This window comes from Clostridioides sp. LIBA-2809 (assembly GCF_056688965.1).
In genome coordinates this window covers 3736998-3754378 of the sequence record NZ_CP197004.1, presented here as the reverse complement: position 1 = coordinate 3754378, position 17381 = coordinate 3736998, and the positions used below count along the sequence as shown (strand labels likewise).

Below are 17381 nucleotides of genomic sequence, written 5' to 3'. Positions count from 1 at the left end.
AACACCAACAAATTAAAAATTATATGGGGGAATATCAAAATGTTAAATGAAACAAGAAAAAAACAATTAACTGAAGTATGCCAAGATTTAATAAGAAATGCTAGTTATTCAGGTCAGGAAGAAAATGTAGTAAAAGCAATAGAAGAAAACTTTGCTTTACTAGGTTTTGATAGCTGGTCAAGAGATAGATATGGAAATATAGTAGGATGTATAAAAGGAAACAAACCAGGTAAGAAAATATTATTTGATGGACATATAGATACAGTTCCAGTTCCAGATGCAAGTAAATGGAGCGTTCCTCCTTTTGAAGCGAGAATAGTAGATGGAAAAATATATGGTAGAGGAACTTCTGATATGAAAGGGCAAGTAAGTGCTATGATGGCAGCTGTTTCATACTTTGCAGAAGATACTAACAAAGATTTTGAAGGTGAATTATACGTAGCAGGAGTTGTTCACGAAGAAATATTTGAAGGAGTTTCAGCTAGAGAAATAAGTAAGGCTGTTGAGCCTGATTATGTTGTAATAGGTGAATCTTCAGAATTAAACTTAAAGATTGGTCAAAGAGGTAGAGGAGAAATAGTAGTAGAGACTTTTGGTAAACCAGCTCACTCTGCTAATCCAGAAAAAGGTGTAAATGCAGTTTATAAAATGGCTAATGTAATCCAAAAGATACAACAATTAGTACCTCCAACTCATCCAGTTTTAGGTGATGGAATACTAGTTTTAACAGATATAAAATCTTCTCCATATCCAGGGGCTTCAGTAGTGCCAGATTACTGTAAAGCAACTTTTGACAGAAGATTATTAGTTGGCGAAACAAGAGAAGGAGTATTAGCTCCAATACAAGCATTATTAGATGAAATGATGAAAGAAGATGCAGAATTAAATGCAAAAGTTTCTTATGCAGCTGAAAAAGCTGATTGTTATACAGGAAATACTATAGAAAGTGAAAGATTCTTCCCAGGCTGGTTATATGACGAAGAGGATGAATTTGTTCAAGCAGCATATAAAGGATTAAAAGAAGCTGGAATAGATTCAGAAATAACTCAATACTCATTCTGTACAAATGGAAGCCATTATGCAGGTGAGGCTGGAATAAGAACAATAGGATTTGGTCCTTCTAAAGAAAATCTTGCTCACACAATAGATGAGTATATAGAATTAGACCAATTATTCAAAGGTGCAGAAGGATATTATGGTATATTAAAATCAGTTTACAAAAAATAATTAGGAGATGGTTTTGTGAGAACTTTAATAAAACATGGGCTTATAGTAGATGGAAGTAAAACACCAGCATATGAAGGAGATATTTTAATAGAAGATGAGAAGATATTAAAAATATCACAGGATTTAAATGAAGAAGCTGACAAAGTTATAGATGCAAAAGGTAGAGTTATATGTCCAGGTTTCATAGATACTCATAGCCATTCAGACCTAGTTATTTTAGTTAATCCATATAATGAGGTAAAGATTAGACAGGGAATTACAACAGAAGTGTTGGGCCAAGATGGTATATCTATGGCCCCTCTACCTCAAGAACATATATCTTCTTGGAGAAAAAATTTAGCAGGCCTAGATGGTGAAAGTGATGAAATTGATTGGAAATATGAAACAACAGAGAATTATCTAAAAATGATGGATAACAATGGGGTAGGTTTAAATGAAACTTATTTAGTACCTCATGGAAACGTTAGAATGGAAGCGATGGGGCTTGAAGATAGACCTGCCACTAAAGAAGAAATTCAAAAGATGTGTGAAATCACAGAGAGAGAATTAAAAGCAGGAGCTATAGGATTGTCTACTGGACTTATATATATACCTTGTGCATATTCATTGACAGAAGAAATTATAGAAATGTGTAAGGTTGTAGCAAAGTATGATGGAGTATTTGTAGTTCACCAAAGAAGTGAAGCGGATACAATTTTAACATCAATGGAAGAAATCATAGAAATTGGAAAACAATCAGGAGTAAAAGTTCATTTTTCACACTTTAAGGTTTGTGGTAAATCAAATTGGAAGTATATACCTCAAGTTATAGAGCTTTTAGAAAAAGCAGAAAAAGAAGGCATACGAGTATCTTTTGACCAATATCCATATGCGGCAGGAAGTACAATGCTTGGAGTAGTTTTACCTCCTTGGGCACATTCTGGAGGAACTGATAAGTTAATCGAAAGATTAAGTGATGAAAACGAAAGAGCAAAAATGAAAAAAGATATAGCAAATGGAATAGAAGGTTGGGATAACTTTATAGAATTTGCAGGAATAGACCAAATATTTGTAACAAGTGTAAAGACAGAACAAAATAAAGATACAATTGGTAAGAGCTTGTTAGAAATTGGAAAAATGAGAGGAAAAGACCCATTAGATGCAACGTTTGATTTATTAAAAGAAGAAGAAAATGCAGTTGGAATGGTAGATTTCTATGGATTAGAAGAACACATAATAGGATTTATGAAAAGAGACGAGCAAAATGTATGTACAGATGGTCTTTTAGCAGGAAAACCACATCCAAGAGCTTATGGTTCTTTCCCTAAAATACTAGGAAGATATGTTAGAGAGTTAAACGTGTTAACAATTGAAGAAGCTGTTTATAAAATGACTAAAAAGGCAGCTACAAGCTTTAGTATAAAAGATAGAGGCGAATTGAAAGAAGGATATTTTGCAGATATAGTTATATTTGATAAGGATACAGTTACTGGTTGTGACGATTTTATCAACTCTATGCAGTACCCTACAGGTATAGATTATGTAATTATAAATGGAAATTGTGTTGTTGAAGAAGGAAAATACAATAAAATTAAAGCAGGGAAAGTACTTAAAAATTAAATCTTAGCTTTAAGGGGGAATAAATTTATGATTTTAGTGGGGAATGGGAGGCTAATAAGCCAAGATTCTTTAAATCCCTATATGGAAGATGGATGTGTAGTAATAAACGATAATCTAATTGAAGATATAGGTACTACAGAGGAAATGAAAGCGAAATATCCAGTACATGAGTTTATAGATGCAGGCAAGAAGATAATCATGCCTGGTCTAATAAATTCACATATGCATATATACAGCTCATTTGCTAGAGGAATGGCAGTTCCAGGAAAACCTTCTGAGAATTTTTTAGAGATACTGAACAATTTATGGTGGAGACTTGATAAACAGCTTACACTAGAAGATACTAAATACAGTGCATATGCAACGTATATAGAATGTATAAAAAATGGTGTGACAACAGTTTATGACCATCATGCAAGTCCAAATGCAATTGAAGGAAGTTTGTTTACAATATCAGATGTTGCAAAGGATTTAGGAATAAGAACATGCCTTTGTTATGAGGTATCTGATAGAGATGGTGGGGATACAATCCAACAAGGTATCAATGAAAACGTAAACTTTATAAAATACGCTCAAAAAGATGATACAGACATGATAAAAGGTATGTTTGGTCTTCATGCTGCCTTTACACTATCTGATGATACATTAAATAAGTGTGCTTCAGAAATGGATGGTCTTGATACAGGTTACCATGTACATGTTGCTGAAGGATTAGACGATTTACAGTACAATTTAGACAAATATGGAAAGAGAGTTTTAGAAAGATTTAATGATTTCGGGGTATTAAAAGAAAAGACTATAGCAGTTCATTGTATATATATAAGTACAGATGAAATTAGCCTTTTAAACAAAACAAATACATTTGTAGTTCATAATCCAGAATCTAATATGGGAAATGCAGTTGGATGCTCTCCAGCAATAGAGTTATTAAAAAGAGGTGTTACAGTAGGTCTAGGAACTGATGGATACACTAGCGATATGTTTGAATCATTAAAGGTTGCTAATATAATTCATAAACATCACTTGAGTGACCCAAGAGTTGGATTTGGAGAATCACAAACAATGTTATTTGATAACAATAGAAAAATAGCTAAGGCTTATTATAAAAATGACTTAGGAGTACTTAGAAAAGGTGCTTATGCAGATGTAATAGTAGTTGATTATATACCACATACTCCATTGACAGAAAACACAATAGGGGGACACACTATCTTTGGAATGAGTGGAAGAAGTGTAGATACGACTATTATAAATGGAAAAGTGCTTATGAAAGACAGAAAGTTAGTAAATATAGACGAAGAAAGTATTCTAGCTAAAAGTAGAGAATTAAGCCAAAAACTATGGAATAGAATTTAAATGTTGTAAAATAGAACTTAGACAAAAATAGGAATTTAAATGAAGTATATAGATATAAAATATACGGAATAGAATATTAAATTAAATAAAGAAGGGAGACCCAAAATGTCTCAAGATAAAAGCCCTAAAATAGCTCCAGTAGATGAAAGGTTACCCGTATCCAAATCTTGGGTATTTTCATTACAGCACGTTTTGGCAATGTGTGCAGGAGCAGTAGCGGTTCCTATGATGATAGGAAGTGCTGCACGACTAGATCATGCTAGTATTGTTTTTTTAATAAATGCTTGTTTATTTATGGCAGGGATAGGAACACTCATACAAAGTGTTGGTATAGGAAATATTGTAGGTGCTAAAATACCAGTAATAGAAGGAACTAGTTTTGCCGCTGTGGCAGGTATGACAGCAATAGCCTCATCATATAGTGATTCTCAGGTTGCAATACAGACAGTATTTGGTTCTGTAATAGTAGCTGGATTGTTTTGTATATTACTTGCTCCAGTGTTTGAAAAATTAATAAGATTTTTCCCTAGTGTAGTTACTGGAACAGTTGTTATGGTAATAGGTATTTCACTATTTCCAGTTGGGATAAAGTGGATAACTGACAACAAATTGGAAGCGGTTGAACCAAACTCATTAGCATTGGCTTTGGCAGTATTGGCAATAACTTTACTTTCATTTAAATTCTTAAAAGGAATTTGGAATAGTACAGCTATATTGGTAGGTATAGTACTTGGTACACTACTTTCCATGGCAGTTGGAATGGCAGATTTTAGTGCAGTAAATGGAGTTGGTTGGCTTAATTTAAATGTACCTTTAAAATTTGGAATGCCTAGATTTGAACCATCTGCAATACTATCATTGTGCTTAATTATGTTAGTACTTATGACAGAATCAGTTGGTAATATGATAGCTATCCATGAGATGGTAGATAAAGAAGTAACAGGTAAAAATATCAAAAGAGGTCTATTTGGAGATGGAATATCTACAGCTTTATCTGGAATATTCAACTCATTCCCAATAACTCCATTTGGTCAAAATACAGGGATAGTAGGTCTTACAGGTATAAAATCAAGATTTATAGCAGTTTATGCAGGGGTTATATTGCTAGTACTTGGTTTCTTACCAAAATTTGCAGCAATAATAGGAGCAATACCTAAGCCTGTTCTTGGAGGAGTAGGGTTTGCAATGTTTGGAATGGTAATGGTTGGGGGAGTAAAAACTCTAAGTAAAGTAAAGTTTGATGGAACTAAAAATGGAGTTATAGTAGCAGTTAGTGTTGGTTTATCTATGATACCACTAACAAATCCTGATTTTTATCATAATTTTCCAACTTGGGTACAAACAATATTCCATAGTGGAATAACAACAGGTAGTTTATCAGCAGTACTTTTAAATATATTCTTCAATGAATTAGGTTCTAAAAAAGAGAAGAATAATAAAGTTGAAGAAGCAAAATAGAAATAATATAAAAAGAAGATAAATAACAAATACAAATACAAATAAAAGAATATAAGCTAAATATTAAAAATATTTAATTAAGGGAGAGATAATAATATGGCTAATTTAAAAGTTAATTTATATGGAATGGAATTCTTAAATCCAATTATGACAGCAGCAGGTCCTGGAGCAAAAGATGGTGCTCTCTGTCAAGAAGCAGCAAAAGGTGGAGCAGGAGCTATATGTACAAAAACTATATCTGTATTACCAGCAGATGTACCAAGACCATGTATGGCAAAAACTAATAGTGGTTTCTTAAATACAGAATTATGGTCAGAGCTTCCAAAAGAACAATGGATAGAAGAAGAATACAAAAAAGTAAAAGAAACAGGGCTTCCAGTGATAGTAAGTATGGGATATTCAGCAGAGCAAATAGCTGAGGTTGCTCCTTTAGTAAAACCTTATGCTGATGCAGTTGAATTATCTACTCATTATGTAGGTACAGATGTTGCTCCAATAGTAAATGCTTTAAAAGCAGCAAAAGCTGTTTTAGATGTACCAGTATTTATGAAAATGAGTCCTCATACTGATATTCAAACTATTGCAAAAGCTGTTGAAGAAGCAGGAGCAGATGGACTTGTAATGATAAACTCATTTGGACCATGTATGGCTATAGATGTAAATACAGGATACCCTATAATGGGAAGTAAAGCTGGATATGGATGGTTATCAGGTGCACCAATAAGACCTTTAGCAATAAGATGTATATATGAAGCTTCTCAAGTTGTAAATATACCAATAATAGGTGTTGGTGGAATCACTTGTGGAAAAGATGTAGCTGAAATGATGATGGCTGGAGCAAGTGCTGTTCAAGTATGTACAGAAGCAATTCTTAAAGGGCCTTCTATCTATGGAAAAATTGCTAAAGAATTAAATGAATTTTTAGATGAAAATGGATATTCTGATGTTAATGAAATAAAAGGATTAACTCATAAGAAAATGGCAGCTAGAGGATTTAGAACTCATTCAGTAGCTCCAGTTGTAGATGATAACAAGTGTATCAAATGTAAACAATGTGTAACAAGCTGTGTATACGAAGCATTAGAAGTTACAGATAAATTAAATATAGATGCAGACAAGTGTTTTGGATGTGGACTATGTGTAACTAGATGTCCAAAAGGAGCTTTAAGCATCTGCTACAATCAAGTAGAAGCTGTAAATGAATAATATTGTATAAAAATTTAATAATTAACTTAGAGTAATATGTACTGAGATGATAAATATATGAGATTAATAGACTAGCTATAGCAATAATCTAATATAAAGCAATATACAAAACTATTCTAGTACAGTTTAGGTGGTATAAGGGTTTTAGTAAAATTACTTTAAGTTAATTGCTTGAGATAAAATAAATTGATACGTTATAAGTAAGGTGGAGTCTATATGGGAATTGTTTTAAAAGGCGGGAAAGTAGTAACAAGTGAAAAAACTTACTGTGCAGATGTAAGAATAGAATATGAAAAAATAGTCGATATAGGTTTTGATATATCAAAAGAAAATGATGACATAGTCGATGTTAGTGATTCTTATGTTATACCAGGAGGTATAGATACACACACTCACTTTGACTTAGATACAGGGGTTACTAAGACAGCAGATAACTTTGAGACAGGTACAAAAGCTGCTATAGTTGGAGGAACTACTACTATATTAGATTTTGCTACACAAGCTAAAGGATGCTCTTTAAAAGAAGGATTAGAAGAATGGCATGAAAAAGCCAAAGATAAATCCTACTCAGATTATGGTTTTCACATGGCTATAACAGACTGGAATGACTCAGTTTGTAATGAAATGGAAGATATGGTAAAAGAGGGTGTATCTTCATTTAAATTGTATATGGCATATAAAGGAAGTCTCCAAGTTGATGATGGTGTCATATTTGAAGCTCTGAGAAAAGCAGAAAAGATAGGTGGAATTATTGGATTCCATTGTGAAAATGGGGATATAATATGTGAACTTGTGGATAAAGCAAGGGCAGAAAATAATTTATCTCCAAAGTACCATCAATTAACTAGACCAGCTATACTTGAAGCAGAAGCTACTTCAAGACTTATGAAGATAGCTGAAGTTGCAAACTCTAAGGTATATGTAGTTCATCTAAGTTGTAAAGAATCCTTGGAAGAAGTTTTAAAAGCTAAGCAAAGAGGTGTGGATGTAATAGTTGAAACTTGTCCTCAATACCTTCTATTAAATGATGAATTATATGATTTAGATGGATTTGAAAGTGCTAAGTATGTAATGTCACCACCTTTAAGAAATAAGGAAAATAATGAAATATTATGGAATGCTATTTCAGATAATCAGATAGATACTATAGGAACAGACCACTGCTCTTTTAATTATAGGAGACAGAAGGAACTTGGAATAAACGATTTCAGCAAAATACCGAATGGTTCTCCAGGTGTAGAACATAGGATGAGTCTTTTATACACATATGGAGTATGTAAAAATAAAATATCTATCAATAAGATGGTAGAAGTAACATCAACTAATGCAGCAAAATTATTTGGAATGTATCCTAATAAAGGAACTATAGAAATAGGTAGTGACGCAGATATATTAGTCTTAAATCCAAACAAGAAATCTAAAATAGAAGCAAAAAAACAATTGCAAAATGTAGATTATACACCTTATGAAGGGTATGAAGTGGATTGTCAAATAGAACATGTTTACTTAAGAGGAAAAGAAGTAGTTAGAGAGGAAGAATTAATCTGCAATACTCCAAGTGGGAGATATATAAATAGGCGTCTAACAAAGGGGGCTAGAGAATGGTAGAATTTATATTAAATGGAAAGAAAGTTGTTGCAAAAGAAGGCAAAAAACTTTTAGACTTCCTTAGAGAAGATATGAATATAACTTCAGTTAAAAATGGATGTTCAGAAGGTGCTTGTGGAACATGTATGGTTATAATAGATGGTAAAGCAACTAAAGCATGTGTATTTAAAACTGATAAATTAGCTGGAAAAAACATAACGACTATAGAGGGATTATCAGAAAGAGAAAGAGATGTTTTTGCATATTCTTTTGCTAGCCAAGGAGCTGTACAATGTGGATTTTGTATTCCAGGTATGGTAATTAGTTCAAAAGCACTCATAGACGTTAACAATAATCCTACTGAAGATGATATAAAGAAAGCCTTAAAAGGTAATATATGTAGATGTACAGGGTATGTAAAAATAATTAAAGCTGTTGATTTAGCAGCAAAGATTTTTAGAGAAGATATAGATGTACCAAAAGTAAACTGTAAAGGTCTAGTAGGTGAAAATCTTCCTAGAGTTGATGCAGTAGGTAAAGCACTTGGATATTCTGAATATGTAGATGATATGAGAATTGAGGGTATGATTTATGGTTCAGCAGTTAGAGCAAAATATCCTAGAGCTTTAGTCAAAAAAATAGATATAGAAGAAGCAAAAGCTTATCCAGGAGTTGTTGCAGTTCTAACAGCTAAAGACATTCCAGGAACTATAAAAGTAGGTCACTTAAAGAAGGATTGGGATACTTTAATACCAGAAGGTGAAATAACTAGATATTTAGGCGATGGAATAGTCTTAGTAGCAGCAGAAACTAGAGAGGCATTGGAAGAAGCAAAAAAACTAGTTAAGATAGATTATGAAGAATTAACACCATTGAGTACTACAGCAGATGCTCTTAGAGAGGATGCTCCAAAGATACATGAGACAGGTAATGTACTTGTTAAGGAACATTTAGTAAGAGGAAACGCTGAAGAAAAGATAGAAAATTCAAAATATGTTGTAACTAAAAGATATACTACACCTGCTACAGAACACGCATTTTTAGAGCCTGAGTGCGCAGTAGCTGGTCCTTATGAAGAAGATGGAGTAATAATCTATTCAACAGACCAAGGGGTATTTGCTACTCAACATGAATGTGCAGATATGTTAGGGCTTCCACATGAGAAGGTAAGAGTGATAAATAAAATGGTAGGTGGAGGATTTGGTGGAAAAGAAGATATGAGTGTTCAACACCATGCAGCCTTACTTGCTTATCATACGAAAAGATTTGTGAAGGTACAGCTAACAAGAAAAGAAAGTATTATTGTTCATCCTAAACGACATGCCACAGAAATGGAATTTACGACAGCATGTGATGAAAATGGATATTTAACAGGTATGAAAGCAACTATAATATCTGATACAGGTGCATATGCATCTCTTGGAGGTCCAGTACTACAAAGATTGTGTACTCATGCAGCAGGACCATACAACTATCAAGATATTGATATAACAGGAACAGCAGTATACACTAACAATCCTCCTGGTGGAGCATTTAGAGGTTTTGGAGTTACACAGAGTTGTTTTGCAACAGAATGTAACCTAAATTTACTTGCTGAAATGGCAGGGATATCACCTTGGGAAATAAGGTATAAAAATGCAATAAGACCTGGTCAAGTTTTACCAAATGGTCAATTTGCAGATGAAGGAACAGCAATGGCAGAAACACTAGAAGCTGTGAAAGAAGAGTATGAAAAGCATCCACGTGCAGGTATAGCTTGTGCAATGAAAAATAGTGGAGTTGGCGTTGGTATACCTGATGTTGGAAGATGCAGACTAGTAATAAAAGATGGAAGAGTTCATATAAGAACAAGTGCTTCTTGTATAGGTCAAGGTCTTGGTACTGTTATGACTCAAGTAGTTTGTGAGGCTACTGGTTTACCACCTGAAAGTATAGTGCATGAAGTTCCAGATACTCATTTGACACCAGACTCTGGGAATACTACGGCTTCAAGACAGACCGTATTTACAGGGGAAGCCACTAAAGTTGCATCAAATAAATTAAAAGAAACTTTGGAATCTGGTAAAACTTTACATGATTTAGATGGAGAAGAGTTTTACGGAGAATATGCAAGTATTACAGATAAAATGGGTTGTGATAAAGAAAATCCAGTAAGCCATGTTGCTTATGGATATGCTACACAAGTTGTAATGCTAGATGAAAATGGAAAATTGGAGAAAGTAGTAGCAGCACATGACGTTGGAAGAGCTATAAATCCAATTAGTTTAGAGGGTCAAATAGAAGGTGGAGTAGTTATGGGTCTTGGATATGCTCTAACTGAGGATTACCCAGTAGTAGATTCTGTGCCTACAGCTAAATTTGGTACACTAGGTTTATTTAAGTCTACAGATATACCAGAAATACAAGCTGTAATAGTTGAAAAGAACAAAGATTTACTAGCTTATGGAGCAAAAGGTGTAGGAGAAATTTGTACAGTTCCTACAGCACCAGCAGTGCAAAATGCCTATTATGTATTTGATAAAGAGTTTAGAACTGAACTACCACTACAAAATACTCCATATAGTAAAAAAAAGTAACAAAAAAAAGAAATATTAAATAAAAAAATAGATGAAATTGTAAATAAAAAAAACCCTTTTGCATAAGGTATATTTTAAATGATAGAATATACATATACAGGAGGGTTTTTCTTTTATAAAAATAAGTTTAATAAAATTGAGAGGTGAGCAGAATGAATTTTAATAATAGTCTAGAGTTAACTCAGTCTCAGAAGCTAATAATGACTACACAACTCAAGCAATCATTATCAATATTAAATATGAGTAAGTTAGAATTAGAAGAAGAGATTAAAAAAGAAGCAGAGAATAACCCATTAGTTGAAGTTGAAAAAAGTGGGGAGATAAATTGGGAAGAATATATAAAAGATATGGATAAGTCAAGACGTTTAGACAGAACAGAGATAAGCTATAATCCCGATAATGAAGTTAATCTAGAAAATTTAGTTAAATATTCGTCAAATTTATATGAGGATTTAAAATTTCAGATAAGCTTATATAAACTGACAGATAAAGAATTGGAAGTCTGTGAGTATATAATTGACAGTTTAGATGAAGATGGGTATTTAAGAACTGAGGAAAAAGTAATTGTTGATACTTTAAAGATAGATGAGGAACTTTTTGAAAAATGTTTGATTAGTGTTCAGCAGTTGGAACCTAGTGGAGTAGGAGCAAGAAGTCTTTCAGAATGTCTGATGATTCAAATGGCAAGTTTAGGAATATATAATGAAATTTTAGAGGAAATCGTTACAAAAGACTTAAATTTGATTGCAAATAATAAATATAAAGAGATAAGTAAAAAATACAATATGTCACTACAAAAATGCGTTGAACTGATAAATATAATTAAGACATTAGACCCAAAACCAGGAAGAACTTGTTCAGTAGAAAAAAGTGTATACATTCAACCCGATGTAACAGTAGAAAAAATTGATGATGAATTTATTGTATATTTAAATGAAAAAGATTCTTATCAGATAAGAATCAATAGTTATTATAAAGACATATTAAAAAATTCACAGTCTGATGAAAGTGCAAAAGAATTTATAAAAGAAAGACTAAATTCAGCAACAGGACTTATGAAGAATATAGAGAGTAGGAAAACTACAGTACTTAAGATTGCAGAAGAAATAGTAAAAGCTCAAGATGAATTCTTGAGAAAAGGGACAAAATATATAAAACCCTTAAAAATGAAGGACATAGCAGAAAAATTAGAATTCCATGAATCTACTATAAGTAGAGGTGTAAATGGTAAATATATGCTGACACCTTTTGGCGTGTATGAATTTAGATACTTCTTTAGTAGTGCTATTGAAACTGAGAATAATGAAATGGCGTCTAGTACAAGCATAAAAAAAATTATAAAGGAAACAATAAAAGACGAAAATAAAAAGAAACCTTTAAGTGATGACCATATATCTAAGTTACTAAAAGAAAAAGGAATCAATGTTGCAAGAAGAACAGTTGCCAAATATCGTGAAGAATTAGGAATCCTATCTTCAAGCAAGAGAAAAGAATACTAATAAGTAAAAGACAAATATCAGTATAACAAGGGGAAAAGGCTAATTAAAAGGTGAATGGAAATTAGGCTAAAAATGTTATGAAGTAAAATAATAAAATATTGAAAACATTAAAATGATATAGAATTAGAGAGTATAAAAATATTGAAGAGTAGTAAAATACTAAAAAATATTAGAAAACCAAATAGCATTAAAATATTAAAAAACTAGAGAAAATTAGAATAGTGGAAAATACTAAAAAACTAGAAAACATAATTAAATGAACATTTTTAAAGAATCATTAAATATTAGAACAATAAGAATGTTGGTATAAATAAACTATTATTAAATTTAATAATTACAAAAGGAAAAACACATAGAGTATAAATTAAATAAAAATATAAAAACATATACAAAAAACCTTATATAAAAAAGAAAAAATACTGTACTTTGAAAATGGTGGAGAAATATATTACAAAACAAAAAAATAAAAAAGTTTTTGAAAAACTATTGAAATCTATACGCAAATCCTATAAAATAAAAATATCTTGTGGGACTTAAATAAACACTAGGGACAAAAAAAGTCCCGAAAGGAAAGTAATAAGGAGTATGTTATGAAGAACTTATTAGAAATTCAAAAGAAATTAATTCCACAGGCAATTGAACTTATGGAAAGAAGATACTCTATTTTAAGACAAATATCTTTAAGTGAACCAATAGGAAGAAGAACTTTATCAAATGTATTAGAAATTAGTGAAAGAATAATCAGGTCAGAAACAGAGTTTTTGAAAGAACAAGGACTTATAGATGTAGCTGTATCTGGAATGACTATCACTAAAGAAGGTTCTGATTTGTTAGATAAACTTAAAGACATCATGAGTGATATCATGGGATTGTCTAAGTTACAAGATAGAGTAAGAGAAAAGCTTGGAATAAAAAAGGTAATACTAGTTCCTGGAAGCTGTGATGAAAATGGAAGTTTACTAAAAGATGTAACTAGATATGGATGTGAGTATTTCTTAAATATTCTTAAAGATGGAGATATTGTTTCAATAACAGGTGGAAGCACTATGTTGGAGTTTTCAAACGTTATTAAAACTGATAAGAGATATCCAAACTCTACAATAGTACCAGCTAGAGGAAGTATGGGGACTGATGTAGAGATGCAATCCAATAATATAGTTGCTTCAATAAGTAAGAAGTTACATTCTAATTGCAAACTTTTACATATACCAGATGAGTTGGACGAAAGTGCAATGAAAACTCTTAGCCAAGTGCCAGAGATTAAGACAACTTTGGAGTATATTAAAAGAACAGACATTTTAGTTTTTAGCATAGGTAGAGCAGATGTCATGGCAAAGAGAAGAAAACTTCCAGAAGATAAGGTTGATGAGATACTATCTAAAAATGCGGTTGGAGAAGCATTTGGATATTATTTCAACAAAGATGGAGAAATAGTTTATAAATTAAATACTGTTGGAATTGATTTAGAGACAGTTAAACAAGTAAAAGAAACTATTGCAATCTTTGCAGGTACAGAAAAAGTAGAAGCCTTATTAGCCATATCAAATATGCATAAAAACATGGTTCTTGTAACAGATGAAGAAAGTGCTTATAAGATATTGTCATTATTATAAAAGTCAAGACCTAGCATAGAGCTAGAAAACATACATTTACTTTATAGGAGGTAGCGAAAATGGTTAAAGTAGCTATAAATGGATTTGGAAGAATAGGAAGATTAGCATTAAGAAAAATGATGGAGCAACAAGATATGTTCGAAGTTGTTGCAATAAACGACTTAACAGACGCTAAAATGTTAGCTCATTTATTTAAATATGATACAGCTCAAGGAAGATTTAATGGAGAAATAGAAGTTAAAGAAGGTGCTTTTGTAGTAAACGGAAAAGAAATAAAAGTAACAGCAGAAAGAAATCCTGCTGACCTACCATGGGCTGAACTAGGAGTAGATATAGTATTAGAATGTACAGGATTCTTTACATCTAAAGATAAAGCTGAAGCTCATATACAAGCAGGAGCTAAAAAAGTTGTTATATCTGCACCAGCTACTGGAGATTTAAAAACAATAGTATTCAACACAAACAGTGACATATTAGACGGTTCTGAAACAGTTATATCAGGAGCTTCTTGTACAACTAACTGTTTAGCTCCAATGGCTAAAGTATTAAATGACAAATATGGTATAGAAAAAGGATTAATGACTACTATACATGCATACACTAATGACCAAAACACTTTAGATGGTCCTCATCCAAAAGGTGACTTAAGAAGAGCTAGAGCTGCTGCTGGAAATATAGTTCCAAACACTACAGGAGCTGCAAAAGCAATCGGTCTAGTAATACCTTCATTAAAAGGAAAATTAGATGGTGCAGCACAAAGAGTACCAGTTGTAACTGGTTCAATAACTGAATTAGTTTGTACATTAGGAAAAAATGTTACAGTTGAAGAAATAAATGCAGCTATGAAAGAAGCTTCAAACGAATCTTTCGGATACACTGAAGAAATGTTAGTATCTTCTGACATAATCGGAATAAGCTACGGTTCATTATTTGACGCTACTCAAACAAAAGTTATGGAAGTAGATGGAAAGCAATTAGTTAAAGTTGTTTCTTGGTATGATAATGAAATGTCTTATACTTCTCAATTAATAAGAACTTTAGGATACTTTGCACAATTAGCAAAATAGTCAGCTTTGAGAAAATAGAAAAGTAGATTGACAAAGTCCGAGTTTGTAGTTTAATACTACGGACTCAGGACTTTTTTTAAGAAAAAATATATAAAATACACCTAAATAATGTTACATACTATATATAAAAATATGATAATATGATATATTTAATAGGGTAAAAGTATGTACTATATTATACTTGGCAATAAAAAATTACTTTATTAAAAGGAGAGATATTTATGTCAATGCTTAACAAAAAAACTATAGAAGATATTGATGTGTGCGGAAAAAAAGTATTAGTGAGATGTGACTTTAATGTGCCATTACAAGATGGTGTAATTACTGATGAAAATAGATTGAACGGAGCTTTACCAACTATTCAATATTTAATTTCTAAAGGAGCAAAAGTTATATTATGCTCTCACTTAGGAAAGCCAAAAGGAGAAGCTAAGCCAGAACTATCTTTAGCACCAGTGGCAAAGAGATTATCTGAAATGCTAAATAAAGAAGTGGTATTTGCAGCGGACGACAATGTTGTAGGAGAAAATGCAAAAAAAGCTACTGAAAACATGAAAAACGGAGATGTAGTATTATTAGAAAATACTAGATATAGAAAAGAAGAAACTAAAAACGAAGAGAACTTCTCTAAAGAGTTAGCTTCACTTGCTGAAATATTTGTAAATGATGCATTTGGAACTGCTCATAGAGCACATTGTTCAACAGTTGGAGCGGGAGAATTCTTACAAGAGAGAGTTTGCGGATACTTAATTCAAAAAGAATTAAAATTCTTAGGAGAAGCTGTTGCAAATCCAGTAAGACCATTTACAGCTATACTTGGAGGAGCTAAGGTTTCTGATAAACTAGCTGTTATAAATGAATTATTAGAAAAAGTTGATAACCTAATAATAGGTGGAGGAATGGCTTATACATTCTTAAAAGCTCAAGGATATGAAGTAGGAACATCTCTACTTGAAATAGATAAGGTAGAATACGCTAAAGAAATGATGGAAAAAGCTAAAAATAAAGGTGTTAATTTATTATTACCAGTAGACGTTGTTATGGCAGACCACTTTGCACCAGATGCAACTCCAATAGTAACAGAAGATGCTAATGTAAAAGAAGACTATATGGGTCTAGATATGGGACCTAAGACTATAGCAAACTTTGTAAAAACTATAAAAGAGTCAAAAACTGTAGTATGGAATGGACCAATGGGAGTGTTTGAATTTGAGAACTTTGCAAATGGGACATTATCAGTAGCTAAGGCTATGGCAGAGTTAACTGATGCAACTACTGTAATTGGTGGTGGAGATAGTGCAGCAGCAGTTAATCAATTAGGATTTGGTGATAAGATGACTCACGTATCAACAGGTGGAGGAGCATCACTAGAATTCTTAGAAGGTAAAGAATTACCAGGTATTGCAGCATTAGATAATAAATAAACTAATATATAGAGGAGATTGTAAAATGAGAAAACCTATAATTGCAGGAAACTGGAAAATGCATAAAACAATAAAAGAAGCTTTAGAATTTGTAAATGAAGTTAAAGATAAAGTTAATTCTGATAAAGTAGAGGCTGTTATATGTGCACCATTTACTTTATTAAAGGATTTAAAAGAAGCTACTAAGGGTACAAATATAAAGATAGGTGCTCAAAATATGCACTTCGAAGAAAAAGGAGCATTTACAGGAGAAGTTTCACCTCTTATGTTAAAAGAAATAGATATGGACTATGTTGTAATAGGACATTCAGAAAGAAGACAATACTTCAATGAAACTGATGAAACTGTAAATAAAAAAGTTTTAAAAGCTTTAGAAGTAGAAATAGACCCAATACTATGTGTTGGAGAAACTTTAGAGCAAAGAGAAGCTGGAAAAACTAAAGATGTTTGTAAAGTTCAAGTTGAAAAAGCTTTAGAAAATGTTCTTAAAGAAGATTTAGCAAAAGTAGTTGTTGCATATGAGCCAATTTGGGCTATTGGAACTGGTAAAACTGCAACTGCTGAAGATGCTAATGATGTTATATCTTATATAAGAGAAGTTATAAAAGGATTATATGGAGAATTAGCTAACGAAGTTAGAATACAATACGGTGGAAGTGTTAAACCTTCAAATGTAGCTGAAATAATGGGTCAAAGTGATATAGATGGAGCTTTAGTAGGTGGAGCTAGTTTAGCTAGTAATGACTACCTAGACCTTGTTAATTTCTAA

Annotated in this window: 12 protein-coding genes; all 12 read left to right on the top strand. The window is 32.1% G+C overall.

Features of this window, described 5'->3' with window-relative positions:
• Positions 1 to 39: 39 nt before the first annotated feature.
• The 12 genes from ACTG44_RS17725 (at position 40) to tpiA (ending at position 17381) form a co-directional block, all read left to right on the top strand.
• Positions 40 to 1227 carry a YgeY family selenium metabolism-linked hydrolase gene (locus tag ACTG44_RS17725; RefSeq protein ID WP_479917558.1) on the top strand — a complete coding sequence of 396 codons (1188 nt, stop codon included), beginning with the start codon at positions 40 to 42 and terminating at the stop codon, positions 1225 to 1227.
• A gap of 15 nt (positions 1228 to 1242) precedes the next feature.
• The gene (locus tag ACTG44_RS17720) at positions 1243 to 2826 is read left to right on the top strand and encodes an N-acyl-D-amino-acid deacylase family protein (RefSeq protein ID WP_479919483.1); all 1584 of its coding nucleotides are present in this window, start codon (positions 1243 to 1245) and stop codon (positions 2824 to 2826) included.
• A 27-nt stretch (positions 2827 to 2853) separates the two neighbouring features.
• Positions 2854 to 4182, top strand: a complete 1329-nt coding sequence (gene ssnA / locus ACTG44_RS17715) for a putative aminohydrolase SsnA (RefSeq protein WP_479920959.1) — start codon at positions 2854 to 2856, stop codon at positions 4180 to 4182.
• 105 nt (positions 4183 to 4287) lie between these two features.
• Positions 4288 to 5640 (top strand): nucleobase:cation symporter-2 family protein, encoded by a 1353-nt coding sequence (locus ACTG44_RS17710; protein ID WP_009891593.1) that lies wholly within the window; start codon positions 4288 to 4290, stop codon positions 5638 to 5640.
• A 96-nt stretch (positions 5641 to 5736) separates the two neighbouring features.
• The gene (locus tag ACTG44_RS17705) at positions 5737 to 6846 is read left to right on the top strand and encodes a 4Fe-4S binding protein (RefSeq protein WP_021385954.1); all 1110 of its coding nucleotides are present in this window, start codon (positions 5737 to 5739) and stop codon (positions 6844 to 6846) included.
• 216 nt (positions 6847 to 7062) lie between these two features.
• A complete protein-coding gene (gene hydA, locus ACTG44_RS17700; RefSeq protein WP_479920958.1) occupies positions 7063 to 8454 on the top strand; it encodes a dihydropyrimidinase in 1392 nt (463 codons plus the stop codon).
• Positions 8448 to 11009 carry a selenium-dependent xanthine dehydrogenase gene (xdh, locus tag ACTG44_RS17695; RefSeq protein WP_021386024.1) on the top strand — a complete coding sequence of 854 codons (2562 nt, stop codon included), beginning with the start codon at positions 8448 to 8450 and terminating at the stop codon, positions 11007 to 11009. Before hydA ends, xdh begins: the two co-directional genes overlap by 7 nt.
• A gap of 152 nt (positions 11010 to 11161) precedes the next feature.
• Complete coding sequence (rpoN, locus tag ACTG44_RS17690) at positions 11162 to 12508, top strand: RNA polymerase factor sigma-54 (protein ID WP_021386088.1); 1347 nt, start codon at positions 11162 to 11164, stop codon at positions 12506 to 12508.
• Between the two features lie 590 nt (positions 12509 to 13098).
• On the top strand, positions 13099 to 14121 hold the full coding sequence (locus tag ACTG44_RS17685; RefSeq protein WP_021386036.1) for a sugar-binding transcriptional regulator: 1023 nt from the start codon (positions 13099 to 13101) through the stop codon (positions 14119 to 14121).
• A gap of 59 nt (positions 14122 to 14180) precedes the next feature.
• Positions 14181 to 15188 carry a type I glyceraldehyde-3-phosphate dehydrogenase gene (gene gap, locus ACTG44_RS17680; RefSeq protein WP_021385974.1) on the top strand — a complete coding sequence of 336 codons (1008 nt, stop codon included), beginning with the start codon at positions 14181 to 14183 and terminating at the stop codon, positions 15186 to 15188.
• Between the two features lie 221 nt (positions 15189 to 15409).
• On the top strand, positions 15410 to 16612 hold the full coding sequence (locus ACTG44_RS17675; protein WP_479920957.1) for a phosphoglycerate kinase: 1203 nt from the start codon (positions 15410 to 15412) through the stop codon (positions 16610 to 16612).
• Positions 16613 to 16637: 25 nt separating this feature from the next.
• A complete protein-coding gene (tpiA, locus tag ACTG44_RS17670) occupies positions 16638 to 17381 on the top strand; it encodes a triose-phosphate isomerase (protein WP_021386084.1) in 744 nt (247 codons plus the stop codon).

Coding starts and splice junctions, on each gene's coding strand:
- ACTG44_RS17725 (WP_479917558.1), top strand. CDS start 40: ATGTTAAATGAAACAAGAAAAAAACAATTAACTGAAGTATGCCAAGAT.
- ssnA (WP_479920959.1), top strand. CDS start 2,854: ATGATTTTAGTGGGGAATGGGAGGCTAATAAGCCAAGATTCTTTAAAT.
- ACTG44_RS17710 (WP_009891593.1), top strand. CDS start 4,288: ATGTCTCAAGATAAAAGCCCTAAAATAGCTCCAGTAGATGAAAGGTTA.
- ACTG44_RS17705 (WP_021385954.1), top strand. CDS start 5,737: ATGGCTAATTTAAAAGTTAATTTATATGGAATGGAATTCTTAAATCCA.
- hydA (WP_479920958.1), top strand. CDS start 7,063: ATGGGAATTGTTTTAAAAGGCGGGAAAGTAGTAACAAGTGAAAAAACT.
- xdh (WP_021386024.1), top strand. CDS start 8,448: ATGGTAGAATTTATATTAAATGGAAAGAAAGTTGTTGCAAAAGAAGGC.
- rpoN (WP_021386088.1), top strand. CDS start 11,162: ATGAATTTTAATAATAGTCTAGAGTTAACTCAGTCTCAGAAGCTAATA.
- ACTG44_RS17685 (WP_021386036.1), top strand. CDS start 13,099: ATGAAGAACTTATTAGAAATTCAAAAGAAATTAATTCCACAGGCAATT.
- gap (WP_021385974.1), top strand. CDS start 14,181: ATGGTTAAAGTAGCTATAAATGGATTTGGAAGAATAGGAAGATTAGCA.
- ACTG44_RS17675 (WP_479920957.1), top strand. CDS start 15,410: ATGTCAATGCTTAACAAAAAAACTATAGAAGATATTGATGTGTGCGGA.
- tpiA (WP_021386084.1), top strand. CDS start 16,638: ATGAGAAAACCTATAATTGCAGGAAACTGGAAAATGCATAAAACAATA.